This is a genomic window from Variovorax sp. PBS-H4, assembly GCF_901827205.1.
In the GTDB taxonomy this organism is placed as follows: Bacteria; Pseudomonadota; Gammaproteobacteria; order Burkholderiales; family Burkholderiaceae_C; genus Variovorax.
Map to the genome: position 1 here is coordinate 1378858 of NZ_LR594675.1, position 14130 is coordinate 1392987.

The following is a 14130-nucleotide window of genomic DNA, read 5'->3' on the forward strand; positions in this document are numbered from 1 at the left end:
GGCCTTCGGCCGAGGTGATCAGTTGCGGAAGAGGTCCAGGATGCGGCTGCGCTCTTCCGGCTGCGGCGTCGGACCGATCGGTGCGCCCGAGATCGCCTCGGCAGGCGGCGTCGGACCCGGCTCGACGCCCAAGGTCGCGACACCGCGGCCCGGCGCATAGTCGTCGTAGTACCACTCGCCGCCCACGTTGACCACGCCAGCGGGCGGCTTGGCAGTCAGCTCGGTCACCGGCACGCCCTTGATGGCGGTTTCCATGTAGCTGATCCAGATCGGCAGGCTCAACCCGCCGCCGGTCTCGCGGTCGCCCAGCTTGCGCGGCGTGTCGTAACCCATCCAGGCCACCGCCGCCATCGTGGGCTGGAACCCGGCGAACCAGGCATCGAGCGAGTCGTTGGTGGTGCCAGTCTTGCCGTAGATGTCGGGTCGCTTCAGCGTGGCTTGTGCCTTCGCGGCAGTGCCGCTGCGTGCGACTTCCTGCAGCAGGCTGTCCATGATGAAGGCGTTGCGCTGCGGGATGGCGCGCAGGGTCTCGTTGAGCAGTGGCGGCTGGGTTTCCACCAGCACCTTGTCCTTGTGATCGGTAATGCGCGTCACGAGATAGGGACTCACGCGATAGCCGCCGTTCGCGAAGACCGAATAGGCCGTCGCCATTTGCATCGGCGTGACGGCGCCAGCACCCAGGGCCATGGGCAGATAGGCAGGGTGCTTCTCCCGCTCGAAGCCGAAGTTGCCGATCCAGTCCTGCGCGTAGCGCGTGCCGATCGACTGCAGCACGCGGATGGAAACCATGTTCTTGGACTTGGCCAGCGCTCGGCGCAAGGACATGGGGCCCTCGAAATTGCCGTCGTAGTTCTTCGGCTCCCAAGGCTGGCCGCCGGTGGTGCCCGCATCGAAGAAGAGCGGCCCGTCGTTGACGACCGTTCCGGGCGTAAACCCTTTTTCGAGGGCGGCCGAATAGATGAAGGGCTTGAAGCTGGAGCCCGGCTGGCGCCAGGCCTGCGTCACGTGGTTGAACTTGTTCTTGTCGAAGTCGAAGCCGCCGATCATGGCCTTTACGGCGCCGTCGCGGGGGTCCAGCGCAATGAATGCGCCCTCGACCTCGGGCAGCTGGGTAATCTCCCAGGTGTTCTTCGGCGTCTTCACGACGCGGATCACGGCGCCGCGGCGGATCTTGATATTCGGCGGCGCCTTGTCCGAGAGCCCCGATTGTGCAGGCCGTAGCCCTTCGCCGGTGATCTGGACAGTATCGCCATTGGCGCGCACGGCGTTGATTTCCTTTGCACTGGCCTTCAGCACGACCGCCGACATCACGTCACCGTTGTCCGGATGCTCTGCCAGCGCATCATCCACGGCTTCGTCCAGTTCCTTCGGATCATTGGGCAGATCGACAAACTTTTCCGGGCCGCGGTAGATCTGCCGGCGCTCGTAGTCCATGATGCCCTTTCGCAAGGACTTGTAGGCTGCGGCCTGGTCGGCAGCGACCAAGGTGGTGTAGACCTTGAGGCCGCGCGTGTAGGTGCTGTCGCCGTACTGCGCGTACATCAGTTGCCGCACCGTCTCTGCCACGTACTCGGCATGCAGGCGGGTGGGGTCGGCCCCGTCACGCAGGTGCAACTCTTCCTTCTTGGCCTCGGCCGCCTGCTCGGCGTTGATGAAACCGGCTTCCTGCATCCGGTCGATCACGTAGAGCTGGCGCCCGCGCGCACGCGAGGGGTTGTTCACCGGATTGTTCGCGCCCGGTGCCTTCGGCAGCCCCGCGAGCATGGCCGCCTGGGCAATGGTGATGTCCTTGAGCGGCTTGCCAAAGTAGGCTTCCGCCGCGGCCGCAAAGCCGTAGGCCCGGTTGCCGAGGTAGATCTGGTTGAGGTAGATCTCGAAGATCTGGTCCTTGCTGAGCAGGTGCTCGAGCTTGAAGGTCAGCAGCACTTCGTAGATCTTGCGGGTCAGCGTCTTCTCGGAGCTCAGGTAGACATTGCGCGCGACCTGCATGGTGATGGTGGAGGCGCCTTGGCTCTTCACGCGGTTCATGTTCGCTAGGCCCGCGCGCAACAGCCCTTTGTAGTCGACTCCGCCGTGGTCGTAGAAGCGGGCGTCCTCCGCTGCCAGCACAGCATCCTTCATCACCTTGGGGATGGTCGCGATGGGCGTGAGGTTGCGGCGTTCCTCTCCGAACTCGCCGATCAGGATGCCTTCCGACGAAAACACCCGCAGCGGAAGCTTGGGCCGGTAGTCCGCCAGATCGGAGATGTCCGGCAGGTTCGGATAGGCCACAGCGAGCGCCACGGCGACCACGCAGACCAGCGACACCGCTCCGGCCGCGGCAATGCCCAGTCCCCACATCGCAAAGCGCAGAAGCCAGGTCAGCCAAACAGGGCGCTGGGCCGGAGGAGGTGTCTTGGTGGGCCCGTTCGGGCGTGTTTTTTCGGCCATGAAGCGATGTTGAAGTCAGTGCCAATTATAAAAAGCGGGGGCTCTCCAGCGGCTCTTCAATCGACATAAAACCCAAGTACTCGCATTTGTGACGTAAGTTGTGAATCGACGCTGTTACGTCCCCTTTTGACAACGGTTGATGCAAGAGTTGGCCCCCTGGCGCTTGGTTGGCTGTACACCTCCTGCTAGCATGCAACCACACGTAAGTATTTCTAATCGTTACAAACACAACGGGATATAACTTGGCTGCTTTGGGATCGCTATTCAGCCGTCAGCCCGCGCCATTACTCGGGCTGGACGTCAGCTCATCCAGTGTCAAGCTGGTCGAACTCGGCCGCGATGCCGGCGGCAAGCTGGTTCTGGAACGTTGTGCGATCGAGCCCCTCGAGCGAGGCTGGATCACCGATGGCAACGTCGAAAAATTTGACGAAGTGGCCGAGGCAGTCCGACGCGCCGTGCGCAAGAGCGGCAGCCGTACAAAAAATGCCGCGCTGGCCCTGCCGCCCTCGGCCGTCATTACCAAGAAGATCGTCCTCCCGGGCGGCATGAGCGAGCAGGAACTCGAGATCCAAGTCGAGTCCGAAGCCAACCAATACATCCCCTTTTCCCTCGATGAGGTGAGCCTGGACTTCTGCGTCATCGGCCAAAGCGCCAATTCGACCGGCGATGTCGAAGTCCTGATCGCAGCTTCCCGCAAGGAAAAGGTGCAAGACAGACAGGGCCTGGCCGAAGCGGCGGGCCTCAAGGCAGTGATCCTCGATGTCGAGTCCTATGCGTCCCGACTGGCCACTGCGCGACTGATCGAGCAGTTGCCTGGCCAGGGTCGTGACGCCGTGGTAGCCCTGTTCGAAGTGGGCGCCTTCACCACCAGCATGCAGGTACTTCGCAACCAGGAGGTGCTCTACGACCGCGACCAAGCCTTCGGTGGCGCCCAGCTGACGCAACTGATCGTGCGCCAGTACGGCTTTTCCGCGGAAGAGGCCGAGACCAAGAAGCGTAGCGGCGACCTGCCCGACGACTACGGATCGGGTGTGCTCAAACCCTTCGTGGCGAGCATTGCCCAGGAGATCGCGCGCGCCCTGCAGTTCTTCTTTACAAGCACCCCGCATAACCGTGTCGACTATGTACTGCTGGCAGGTGGGTCGGCGGCGCTGCCGGGGCTCACCAGTGCCGTGACGCGGCAGACCTCCTTTGCCTGCTCTTTGGTCAATCCCTTCGATGGGATGGAGATCGGAGGCGGCATTCGCGAGAAGAAGGTGCGGCGCGAGGCGCCTTCGTACCTGACCTCATGCGGGCTTGCCATGCGGAGGTTCCTGCAGTGATCTTGATCAACCTGCTCCCGCACCGGGAGGCTGCGCGCAAGCGTCGGCGGGAAACTTTCTATGCCGCTCTCGGTGCTTCGGCCGTGGCAGGGTTCCTGATCGCGGGTGGCGCGTATCTCTGGTACCAGGCCCAGATCTCCAACCAGCAGAGCAAGAACAGCTTCCTCCAGGCCGAAATCAAGAAGCTCGAAGCCGAGATCAAGGAAATCTCTACTCTCCAGGCCGAGATTGCCGCCTTGCGCGCCCGACAGCAAGCCGTGGAGGATCTCCAGGGCGACAGGAACATGCCGGTGCACCTGCTCAACGAACTGGTGCGTCAGCTTCCTGACGGGGTCTACCTGACGAGCATGAAGCAGGACAACCAGACCGTCACCCTCCTGGGTCAGGCGCAGTCGAACGAGCGGGTCTCGGAACTGTTGCGCAACCTGGGCAACAACAGCCCCTGGCTGGTCAAGCCCGAGCTGGTGGAAATCACGTCCGGAAACGTCAACCTGAGCCCCCGCGATCAGCGGCGCGTCGCGAATTTCACGATGCGCATCGGGCTCAAGCGGCCCACGGATGCGCAAAAGGCGGCCCCAGCGGCGGGCGGCGCTGCAGGATCCGCTGCAGGAAAAGGCTGAGCGTCATCATGGCAACCCAACGCGCATCCTCCAATATCGACTTCGCTGGCGCTCTGCAGCGCTTCGGCGACCAGTTCCGCGGGCTGAATCCCAACGACCCTTCCGTCTGGCCGCCGGTGCCTCGCTACGCCCTGTGCGTGCTGGTCACCGCCCTGGTCCTGGTGGGTCTGTGGTTCGTGTGGCTCACCAACTCGAACGATGAGCTCGTCGCCGAGCAAACCAAGGAAGTTGCGCTCAGGGCCGACTACCAGAAGAAGGTCGGCCAGGCGGCCAACCTCGAATTGCTGAAAAAGCAGCGCGAGCAGGTGCAGCAGTACGTGACCTTGCTCGAAAAGCAGCTCCCGAGCAAGGCCGAAATGGACGCCCTGCTTTCCGACATCAACCAGGCCGGTCTCGGCCGCAGCCTGCAATTCGAGCTGTTCCGCCCCGGCCAGGTGGTCGTGAAGGACTACTACGCCGAGCTGCCAATCGCCGTTCGCGTGACAGGGCGATACCACGACGTGGGTGCCTTTGCGGCAGACATCGCCAATCTCTCGCGCATCGTGACCTTGAACAACCTGGCGGTCGTCCCCGGAAAAGACGGGATGTTGACGATGGACGCCACGGCGAGGACCTTCCGTTACCTGGACGACGAAGAGCAGGCGGAGCAGAAGCGGGCAGCGGCGGGAGCGAAGAAGAAATGAGCAGGCTTGCTTTTGCGTTGTGCGTCGGCGTTGTGACTGCCGTCCTGAGCGGCTGCATGGGCTCGGACCAGGAAGAACTCCAGCAGTGGATGGCCGAGCAGCGGGCGAATGTGCGCCCAACGGTGCCTCCCATCACGGAGCCCAAGAAATTCACGCCCCAGGCCTACACCGAGGCCAGCGCGTTCGAGCCCTTCAACATGCAGAAGCTCACGCAGGCCTTGCGTCGCGACTCGGCTCAGCCGAGCACCTCAGGCCTCATCGCGCCGGAGCTGGCGCGCCGCAAGGAAGCACTCGAAGCTTTCCCCCTCGATTCGATGGCGATGGTGGGCAGCATGAACCGAAATGGTCAGCCGGTGGCACTCGTCACGGTCGACAAGTTGCTCTACCAGGTTCGGGTTGGCAACTACCTGGGACTCAATTACGGGCGCATCACCCGTATCAGTGAAACCGAACTCGCCTTGCGTGAAATCGTGCAGGACGCCGGCGGTGAATGGATCGAACGCGTGGCGACGCTGCAGTTGCAAGAGAGGTCGAAATGAAGAATTCAAGGTTCGCGCAGTGGCTGCGCGTGTTCGGCGTGAGCCTGCTCACGCTCGGCGCGGTTGCGGCAGCGCATGCGCAGAACGCCATCGAGTCGGTCACCAGCTCGATGCAGTCGGGTGCCGAGGTCATCCGCGTCGACCTGACGCAACCGCTTTCCGCCGTGCCCACCGGCTTCGCGATCCAGACGCCTGCGCGCATTGCGCTCGACTTTCCGGGCGTGACCAATGCAATCGGCCGCTCGACCATCGATGTCAACCAAGGCAATCTTCGTTCCGTCAATGTGGTCCAGGCCGGTGAACGTACTCGCCTGGTGCTGAATCTCAAGCAGGCCACCGCGTACAAGGCCGAGATCCAGGGCAAGTCGCTCCTGGTCTCACTGGAGCCCGTCCCGGGTGCCGCGCTCGTCGCCTCGACGCCCCAGGCTTTTGCCGAGAACCGCAACCGGGACACGCTGCCGTTGCGCGACGTTGATTTCCGCCTCGGATCGGACAACACGGGTCGCGTGATCGTCGATCTTGCCAACAACCAAGTAGGGGTCGACATCCGCCAGCAGGGCCGCAGCCTCGTGGTGGAATTCACCAAGTCGACGTTGCCCGAGGGGCTGCGCCGTCGCCTCGATGTGTCGGACTTCGGCACGCCGGTGCAAACCGTCACCACGCAACAGGCCGGTGACCGCGTGCGCATGACCATCGAGCCCAAGGGTGACTGGGAGCACAGCGCCTACCAAAGCGAAAACCAGTTCGTCGTCGAGGTGCGCCCGCGCAAGGTAGACCCGACCAAGTTGACCCAGGGCGTAGGTTACACGGGCGAGAAGCTGTCGCTGAACTTCCAGAACATCGAGATCCGCTCGCTGCTCCAGGTCATCGCCGACTTCACCAACTTCAACATCGTGACCTCGGACTCCGTCACCGGCGCGCTCACCCTTCGCCTGAAGGACGTGCCCTGGGACCAGGCCCTCGACATCATCATGCAGGCCAAGAACCTGGGCATGCGCAAGAACGGCAGCGTGTTGTGGATTGCGCCCAAGGACGAAATCAACGCCAAGGAAAAGCTCGAGTTTGAAGCTCAAGCCGCGATCCAGAACCTGGAGCCTCTTCGTACCCAGTCTTTTCAACTGAACTACACCAAGGCCACCGCGATTGCGCAGGGGTTGACAGGCACGGGCGCGTCCAGCGGCGGCGGCTCCGGCACCACCACCCGCATCCTGAGCCCGCGGGGTAGCGTGATCGCCGAATCGCGCACCAACCAGCTCTTCGTGTCGGACATCCCTTCGCGACTGCAGCAGGTTGCCGAACTCATTCAGAAGCTGGACATTCCGGTGCGGCAAGTACTGATCGAGGCGCGCATCGTCGAGGCTTCCGACACTTTCGGCAAGTCGCTGGGCGTGCGGCTCGGCGGGGGAATTTCCGGTGGCACGGTCGGCTCCAACAACGGACGTCCTGTCTTCGGCAACGTTGGTGCGTTCCCGGTGGTCACGCCGGCTACCGCGACCACGCCGGGCAGTGCACTGACCACCTTCACCAACTCCAACTTCGTCAACCTGCCCTCGACCGGCGTGCAAGGCAACGGCAACGCGCCCGGCACCTTTGCCATTTCGCTCTTCAATTCCAGCTTCTCGCGCATGCTGAACCTGGAAATCTCCGCGCTCGAAGCCGATGGCAAGGGCAAGGTGGTATCCAGCCCCCGCGTGGTGACGGCCGACCAGACCAAGGCGCTGATCGAGCAGGGCACGGAACTGCCCTACCAGGTCGCGACCTCCAGCGGCGCCACCTCGATCGCCTTCCGCAAGGCCAATCTCAAGCTCGAGGTCACGCCGCAGATCACGCCCGAGGGGAACATCATCCTGACGCTGGACGTCAACAAGGACACGGTCGGGCAGGCGACGACGGCAGGCTTCGCAATCAACACCAAGCACGTGCAGACCGAAGTGCTCGTGGAGAACGGCGGCACGGTGGTGATCGGTGGTATCTTCGAACTCACCGAAACCAACGATGAATCGCGCGTGCCGGTGCTCGGTGAAGTGCCCTATGTCGGGGCACTGTTCCGCACACGCAATCGCGTTGCCAACAAGACCGAAATGCTCGTCTTTATCACCCCGAAGATGATTACCGACCGGAACGCCGCGCGCTAAGGCGCGCGGGCGTTCGCAGCACTGCGTGGCGGTCGCACTCGTCGGCTTGCCAGGCGCCGGAAAATCCGCGGTGGGCCGGCGCCTCGGACAGCGTCTCCATCTGCCTTTCGTTGACAGCGATGAGGTGATTGAGCGCCGCATCGGTTGTTCCATCCGGGACTACTTCGAACGCGAGGGCGAGCAGAGTTTTCGCGATGTCGAGGAAAGCGTGATCGCCGATCTCGCAGCCTCTCCCAAAGGCATCGTGTCCACCGGAGGCGGTTCGGTGCTGCGCGAGGCCAACCGGATCCAGCTGCGCTCCCACTTCCATGTGATCTACCTGCGTTCCTCGCCCGAGGACCTGTTCAGGCGGCTTCGGCACGACGTCAAGCGGCCCCTGCTGCAGGTGGCCGACCCCCTTGGCCGGCTGTACGAGCTCTACAGCGCGCGCGACCCCCTGTACCGCGAGGCCGCTCATGATGTGGTCGAGACCGGCCGACCTTCGGTTGCAATGCTGGTGAACATCATCGTGATGCAGCTGGAGCTCGCCGGCGTGATATCCCCGGGCTCCCGAAGCGATGCGCCGGGCTGAGCCTGGACCAGGCGCCATGCGCCTAAACTCGGAACCATGCGAGTGTCCGCCACCCCCGAATGCGTCGAGATCCAGCTCGGCGAGCGCAGTTATTCGATCCTGATCGGCAACGAGCTGCTTCGCGAGCCCGAGAGCTTCGACGCCGTGCCTGCAGCCGCCGCGGCGCTGATCGTTACCAACACCACGGTGGCGCCGCTCTACGGCGAGCAATTGCGCAATGCCTTGGCGGGGCACTTCCGAGCCGTGCACATGCTGGAACTGCCTGACGGCGAGACGCACAAGGACTGGTCCACGCTCAACCTGATCTTCGACGCTCTGTTGCGCCACGGCTGCGATCGCAAGACGGTGCTGTTCGCGCTCGGCGGCGGAGTGGTGGGCGACATGACCGGATTCGCTGCCGCCAGCTACATGCGAGGCGTGCCCTTCGTACAGGTGCCGACCACCCTGCTTGCCCAGGTCGATTCGTCGGTCGGCGGCAAGACGGCGATCAACCATCCGCTCGGCAAGAACATGATTGGCGCCTTCTACCAACCGCGCCTCGTCCTGTGCGATCTCTCTACGCTCGCCACGTTGCCGCGGCGCGAACTCAGCGCCGGACTGGCCGAGATCATCAAGTACGGCCCGATTTACGACATGGACTTCTTCGACTGGATCGAAGCGAACATCGACGCGCTGGTAGCGCGGGAGCCGGCCGCGCTGGCTCACGCAGTCCGGCGCAGTTGCGAGGTCAAGGCTGCGGTCGTGGGGCAGGACGAGCGGGAGACCGGCGTGCGGGCGATCCTGAACTTCGGCCATACCTTCGGTCATGCGATCGAAGCGGGCCTGGGCTACGGCCAATGGCTCCACGGCGAGGCGGTCGGCTGCGGCATGGTCATGGCCGCCGAGCTGTCGCAGCGCCTGGGCGGCGTCGATGCTGCCTTCGTGCAGCGCTTGTCGGCGCTGATCGAGCGGGCAGGATTGCCGGTGGTCGCGCCCGCGCTCGGTGCCGAGCGCTATCTCGAGCTGATGCGCATCGACAAGAAGTCGGAGGCTGGCGAAATCCGCTTCGTGGTGATCGACACGCCCGGCTCGGCTGTCGTGCGCAGCGCTCCCGACGCCCTGGTGCGTGAGGTGCTCGCGCAGTGCTGTGCGGCCTGAATCGAACGCTGGAGCGGCCATGAGCCTGGCACCCCACGCCAGCCATCCTGCGCAGTCCCGCGGGCGGCGCCATGCCGAGGCCCCGGCTCCGACGCGCGATGCGTTCCAGCGCGACCGTGACCGCATCGTGCATTCCACGGCCTTCCGGCGGCTGGTCTACAAGACCCAGGTCTTCCTCAACCACGAAGGCGATCTCTTCCGGACTCGTCTCACGCATTCGCTCGAGGTTGCGCAGCTGGGCCGCTCGATCGCGCGCTCACTGCGGCTCAACGAAGACCTGGTGGAGGCCATCGCTCTGGCGCACGACCTGGGTCACACGCCCTTCGGCCATGCCGGGCAGGATGCGCTCGATGCCTGCATGGAGGCGCATGGCGGGTTCGAGCACAACCTGCAAAGCCTGCGGGTGGTGGATGCGCTCGAAGAGCGCTATCCGCAGTACGACGGACTCAACCTGAGTTTCGAGACCCGCCAGGGCATTCTCAAGCATTGCTCCCGTGCCAACGCCGAGCGCCTGGAGGCGGCCGAGCCCGGCGGAGTGGGACGGCGCTTTCTCGACCGTACCCAGCCGAGCCTCGAGGCGCAGCTGTGCAACCTGGCCGACGAGATCGCCTACAACGCGCATGACATCGACGATGGCGTGCGTTCGGGGCTCATCGGCCTGGAGCGGCTCGGCGAGGTGGCGCTTTTCAGCCGCTATCTGCGCGAAACGCTGGAGGAGCATCCGCATGTGCAGGGCCGGCGCGTTCTCTACGAAGCCATCCGGCGGATGCTGAGCGCGCAGGTGTACGACGTGATCAACGCCACGCGTAGCGCGCTCGAAGCGGCCTCGCCGGGCAATGCGGATGGCGTCCGCCGCGCGGCGCCGCTGGTGCTCTTCAGCGAGGCGATGCGCGCGCAGTCCACCGAGCTCAAGCAATTCCTCTTCCGCAACCTCTACCGGCATCCGCGTGTCATGCAGACCACGACTCGGGCGAAGGAGGTGGTACGCGAGCTGTTCGCCGCCTACATCGATGATGCCGAGCAGATGCCGGCTTCCTATGCGCAGCGCGACGGCCGCCACCGCGCAGTGGCCGACTACATCGCGGGCATGACCGACCGCTTCGCGATCCGCGAGTACGAACGTCTCACGGGAAGGCAGTGGGACCAGTGAACCGCTCCGCCAGTTCCGAAGGCACCGCAGCTGAGGGCGAAGCTGCTCGAATGAGTCGTGCGTCTTCGCACGCTGGCGTCCCCCGCAACGCCTTGGCCGTGGTGTTCGCCGGAGTCGCTGCGGCCCTGCATCTGGGCAAGCTCCCGCCCGCCGTGCCGGCCTTGCAGGCCACGCTGGGCGTGGATCTGGTGCAAGCAGGCTTCCTGCTGTCGCTGGTGCAGGTCGCGGGCATGTGCCTGGGCATGGTGTTCGGACTCGTGGCCGATGCCGTTGGCTTGCGTCGCAGCATGCTGGCAGGTCTGATTTTGGTCACCGGTGCAAGCGTGCTCGGCGGCTGGGTCGGGAGCACGGTCGATGCAGGCCCCCGGGCCATCCATTCGCTGTTCGCCTTGCGCGCCCTCGAAGGCGTGGGCTTTCTGCTGGCGGTGATGCCCGGGCCCGGGCTGATCCGCGCCCTGTCGCCGCCCGGCGCAGAAAAGAAGGCGCTCGGCCTTTGGGGTGCTTACATGCCCCTGGGCGTGGCGCTGGCGCTCCTGCTCGGTCCGGCGTTGATCGCCTGGGGCGGGTGGCCGGGCTGGTGGTGGGTGCTCTCGGCCGTTTCCGCTCTCGCGGCGCTCTGGGTCCTGCTCGCAGTGCCGATGGACCAGCGGCCAGCCATCAAGCCCGTTGCCTCTTCGCCACCGCGTTGGAGCGCGCCCTTGCTCGGCACGGTCCGCGCCAGTGGCCCGCGGACGCTGGCGCTGGCGTTCGGCGTTTATTCCGCCCAATGGATGGCCGTCATCGGCTTCCTGCCGGCGATCTATGCGGACGCCGGCGTGCCGGCCGCCTGGAACGCGGCACTGACAGCGCTTGCCGCCGCGATGAACATCGTTGGCAATGTCAGCGGCGGCCGCTTCCTGCAGCACGGCGTGGCCCCGGAGCGCCTGTTGCGCTGGGGCTTCGTCGTCATGGCACTCGGCGGCGTGACGGCCTTCGCGCAGATCGGCCTGGCTGGCAGCAGCGGGAGCCTGCCACCGGCCTTGCGCTACGTTGCCGTCTGCCTGTTCTCGTTGGCCGGTGGGATGATCCCGGCCACCCTCTTCATGCTCTCCACCCGGCTCGCGCCCAGTCCGTCGGCTGTCTCGACAACTGTGGGAATGATGCAGCAAGCCTCCTCCCTCGGGCAGTTCATCGCTCCACCGGCGGTCGCCTGGATCGCCCATCGGTTCGGCGGCTGGCAATGGACGTGGGGCGTGACCCTGGCCTGTTCGCTGGCGGGCTTGGCACTGGCGGCGCGCGTGGCACCTGCGAGATCGCACAGAGGGCCCGCAACATGAGCGGGGGGGCCGTCACCACCGCAGCGCAGGCACAGGCAGACACGCAGCGCTGGCTCGAGCGCGCGGTGATCGGCCTCAATCTCTGCCCTTTCGCCAAGGCCGTGCATGCGCGCCGCCAGATCCACTACGCGCTGTACCTGCGCGAGGACGACGGAGGCCTGATCGACGCGGTGCTGGACGAAGCGCGTGCGCTGGCCGCATGCTCTGCGTCCGAGCGCGACACCACCCTCCTGATCGCACCGAACACCTTGGCGGATTTTCTCGAGTTCAACGATTTGACGGCGCGGGCCGAGCGTCGCCTGGTCCGCGGCGGCTTCGAGGGCCAGTTCCAGCTGGCGAGCTTCCACCCACGTTTCCAGTTCGCCGGCGCGGAGCCTGACGACATCACCAATGCGACCAACCGCGCGCCGTACCCCACGCTGCATCTGCTGCGGGAGGACAGCGTGAGCCGCGCCGTCGAGGCCTTTCCGGACGCGCAGGCCGTCTTCGGGCGCAACATGCAGATCCTGGAGCAGCTCGGCGCCGAGGGCTGGGCAGCCCTGGATGTCGGGCCCGGGGGAGCGCAGCGATGAGGCCACGCCCGCCCGTTCCGAAGGGGGCTTGCACCGCAGCGCGCAGCGCGGAGGGCTCCCTATGAACGGCAAGGCACCTGCCAAGGTCTCGAAGGCCGAAGCCGAGCTGCACGAAGTCCTGCGTCCCGGCCAGTCCATCGAGCTGCTGAAGGAGCTGCACATCCTCACGCGTGAGGGGCGGCTCAACCAGGATTCGCGCCGCAAGCTCAAGCAGGTCTACCACCTGTTCCAGTTCATCGAGAAACTGCTCGTCGAGCTGCCGGAGGAGGGCGCGCACGCCAGCCTGGCCGACCACGGCGCCGGGAAGTCCTATCTGGGCTTCATCCTCTACGACCTGTTCTTCGGTCCGCGTGGCGGAGGTCAGGTGTACGGGATCGAGACGCGGGCCGACCTGGTCGACAAGTCGCGCGCGTTGGCGAAGCGGCTCGGCTTCGATCGCATGGCCTTCCTCAACATCAGCGCCGCCGAGTCAGCCGACGCGGCCGAGCTCCCGGCGCAGATCGACGTGGTGACCGCGCTGCATGCTTGCGACACGGCCACGGACGACGCCATCGCCTTCGGGCTCGCCAAGCGAGCGCGCTTCATGGTGCTCGTGCCATGCTGCCAGGCGGAGGTCGCCTCCTGCCTGCGCCAGACCAAGGCGCTGTCGCTCTCGCGTACGCCCCTGGCCGAGCTTTGGCGGCACCCGCTGCACACGCGCGAGATCGGCAGCCAGCTCACCAACGTCCTGCGCTGCCTTTACCTGGAGGCCAACGGGTACCAGGTCACCGTCACGGAACTGGTAGGTTGGGAGCACAGCTTGAAGAACGAGCTGATCATCGCCCGCCGCACCGGTCAGCGCAAAGCCAGCGCTGCGGCCAGGCTCGAGCAGCTGCTGGCCGAGTTCGGGCTGGAGTCGCTGCTGGAGACGCGCTTCCGCCTGGGTTGATCCTGCCATGGCCCGCCTTCCCCGTCTCACGCTGGCCGAGCAGCCGCACCATGTGATCCAGCGCGGCAACAACCGCCAGTCCATCTTCGTCGACAACGCAGACCGTGAAATGCTGCTGGGCGTGCTCGGCGAGAACGCGGTGCGCTTTGGCATTGCACTGCACGCCTACGTGCTGATGGACAACCACTATCACCTTCTGGCCACGCCCGCGAGCGCGGACGGGCTGCCGCTGTGGATGCAATCGGTGGGCCGGCGCTACGTGCGCTACTTCAACGACCGGCACGGGCGGACGGGCACTCTGTGGGAAGGGCGCTACAAGTCCACTTTGATTCAGACCGACCGCTACCTGCTGACCTGCATGGCCTACATCGATCTGAATCCGGTGCGCGCCGGCATCGTGGCGGAGGCGCGTGACTATCCATGGTCCAGCCATGCCCACTATGCCGGGCTGCGACACGACAAGCTGGTAACGCCGCATCCGCTCTACTGGTCACTCGGCAATACGCCTTTTGCCCGGGAAGCCGCCTACGTGGATCTGGTGCGCGGCGGCGTCGCGGCGGGCGACCAAGCCGTGTTGACCGAGGCCACGCTCCACGGCTGGGCCGCCGGGGATCCCGACTTTCTCGAGGCGTTGCAGAAGAACACCGCGCGGCGGGTTTTGAAGTCCAGGCCAGGGCGACCTCCAGTTTCGCGTGACTGAAGCAATAGCCCCGGCGCTGGCGAACCG

The 14130-nt window shown here is 65.2% G+C and carries 13 protein-coding genes; 12 read left to right on the forward strand and 1 reads right to left on the reverse strand.

The features are described 5' to 3' along the window. Nucleotides 1-18 precede the first annotated feature (18 nt). Entirely contained in the window at nucleotides 19-2430 is a 2412-nt protein-coding gene (locus E5CHR_RS06465) for a penicillin-binding protein 1A (protein ID WP_162578924.1), read from the reverse strand. 242 nt (nucleotides 2431-2672) lie between these two features. Between E5CHR_RS06465 and E5CHR_RS06470 the strand changes: the two genes are divergently transcribed. The 12 genes from E5CHR_RS06470 to E5CHR_RS06525 all read left to right on the forward strand — a co-directional run bounded on the left by E5CHR_RS06470 (nucleotide 2673) and on the right by E5CHR_RS06525 (nucleotide 14103). Beyond that, complete coding sequence (locus E5CHR_RS06470) at nucleotides 2673-3752, forward strand: pilus assembly protein PilM (protein WP_162578925.1); 1080 nt, start codon at nucleotides 2673-2675, stop codon at nucleotides 3750-3752. Beyond that, complete coding sequence (locus tag E5CHR_RS06475) at nucleotides 3749-4372, forward strand: PilN domain-containing protein (RefSeq protein WP_162578926.1); 624 nt, start codon at nucleotides 3749-3751, stop codon at nucleotides 4370-4372. The genes E5CHR_RS06470 and E5CHR_RS06475 overlap by 4 nt, the downstream gene beginning before the upstream one ends. Nucleotides 4373-4380: 8 nt before the next feature. Then, nucleotides 4381-5055 carry a type 4a pilus biogenesis protein PilO gene (locus E5CHR_RS06480; protein ID WP_162578927.1) on the forward strand — a complete coding sequence of 225 codons (675 nt, stop codon included), beginning with the start codon at nucleotides 4381-4383 and terminating at the stop codon, nucleotides 5053-5055. Beyond that, on the forward strand, nucleotides 5052-5594 hold the full coding sequence (locus E5CHR_RS06485; RefSeq protein ID WP_162578928.1) for a pilus assembly protein PilP: 543 nt from the start codon (nucleotides 5052-5054) through the stop codon (nucleotides 5592-5594). The genes E5CHR_RS06480 and E5CHR_RS06485 overlap by 4 nt, the downstream gene beginning before the upstream one ends. Beyond that, entirely contained in the window at nucleotides 5591-7729 is a 2139-nt protein-coding gene (pilQ, locus tag E5CHR_RS06490) for a type IV pilus secretin PilQ (RefSeq protein ID WP_162578929.1), read from the forward strand. The genes E5CHR_RS06485 and pilQ overlap by 4 nt, the downstream gene beginning before the upstream one ends. Before the next feature lie 25 nt (nucleotides 7730-7754). Continuing rightward, nucleotides 7755-8300: a shikimate kinase gene (locus E5CHR_RS06495; RefSeq protein WP_162578930.1), complete on the forward strand. Its 546-nt coding sequence runs from the start codon at nucleotides 7755-7757 to the stop codon at nucleotides 8298-8300. 36 nt (nucleotides 8301-8336) lie between these two features. Continuing rightward, a complete protein-coding gene (gene aroB / locus E5CHR_RS06500; protein WP_162578931.1) occupies nucleotides 8337-9437 on the forward strand; it encodes a 3-dehydroquinate synthase in 1101 nt (366 codons plus the stop codon). A gap of 19 nt (nucleotides 9438-9456) precedes the next feature. Beyond that, a complete protein-coding gene (locus tag E5CHR_RS06505; protein WP_162578932.1) occupies nucleotides 9457-10587 on the forward strand; it encodes a deoxyguanosinetriphosphate triphosphohydrolase in 1131 nt (376 codons plus the stop codon). Nucleotides 10588-10637: 50 nt separating this feature from the next. Continuing rightward, entirely contained in the window at nucleotides 10638-11903 is a 1266-nt protein-coding gene (locus tag E5CHR_RS06510; RefSeq protein ID WP_162578933.1) for an MFS transporter, read from the forward strand. After that, the gene (locus E5CHR_RS06515) at nucleotides 11900-12475 is read left to right on the forward strand and encodes a DUF1415 domain-containing protein (RefSeq protein ID WP_162578934.1); all 576 of its coding nucleotides are present in this window, start codon (nucleotides 11900-11902) and stop codon (nucleotides 12473-12475) included. Before E5CHR_RS06510 ends, E5CHR_RS06515 begins: the two co-directional genes overlap by 4 nt. Nucleotides 12476-12536: 61 nt before the next feature. Continuing rightward, a complete protein-coding gene (locus tag E5CHR_RS06520; RefSeq protein ID WP_162578935.1) occupies nucleotides 12537-13403 on the forward strand; it encodes a class I SAM-dependent methyltransferase in 867 nt (288 codons plus the stop codon). A gap of 7 nt (nucleotides 13404-13410) precedes the next feature. Continuing rightward, nucleotides 13411-14103: a transposase gene (locus tag E5CHR_RS06525; RefSeq protein ID WP_162578936.1), complete on the forward strand. Its 693-nt coding sequence runs from the start codon at nucleotides 13411-13413 to the stop codon at nucleotides 14101-14103. Nucleotides 14104-14130 lie beyond the last annotated feature (27 nt).

Coding starts and splice junctions, on each gene's coding strand:
- E5CHR_RS06480 (WP_162578927.1), top strand. CDS start 4,381: ATGGCAACCCAACGCGCATCCTCCAATATCGACTTCGCTGGCGCTCTG.
- E5CHR_RS06465 (WP_162578924.1), bottom strand. CDS start 2,430: ATGGCCGAAAAAACACGCCCGAACGGGCCCACCAAGACACCTCCTCCG.
- E5CHR_RS06485 (WP_162578928.1), top strand. CDS start 5,052: ATGAGCAGGCTTGCTTTTGCGTTGTGCGTCGGCGTTGTGACTGCCGTC.
- E5CHR_RS06505 (WP_162578932.1), top strand. CDS start 9,457: ATGAGCCTGGCACCCCACGCCAGCCATCCTGCGCAGTCCCGCGGGCGG.
- pilQ (WP_162578929.1), top strand. CDS start 5,591: ATGAAGAATTCAAGGTTCGCGCAGTGGCTGCGCGTGTTCGGCGTGAGC.
- aroB (WP_162578931.1), top strand. CDS start 8,337: ATGCGAGTGTCCGCCACCCCCGAATGCGTCGAGATCCAGCTCGGCGAG.
- E5CHR_RS06515 (WP_162578934.1), top strand. CDS start 11,900: ATGAGCGGGGGGGCCGTCACCACCGCAGCGCAGGCACAGGCAGACACG.
- E5CHR_RS06510 (WP_162578933.1), top strand. CDS start 10,638: ATGAGTCGTGCGTCTTCGCACGCTGGCGTCCCCCGCAACGCCTTGGCC.
- E5CHR_RS06520 (WP_162578935.1), top strand. CDS start 12,537: ATGAACGGCAAGGCACCTGCCAAGGTCTCGAAGGCCGAAGCCGAGCTG.
- E5CHR_RS06525 (WP_162578936.1), top strand. CDS start 13,411: ATGGCCCGCCTTCCCCGTCTCACGCTGGCCGAGCAGCCGCACCATGTG.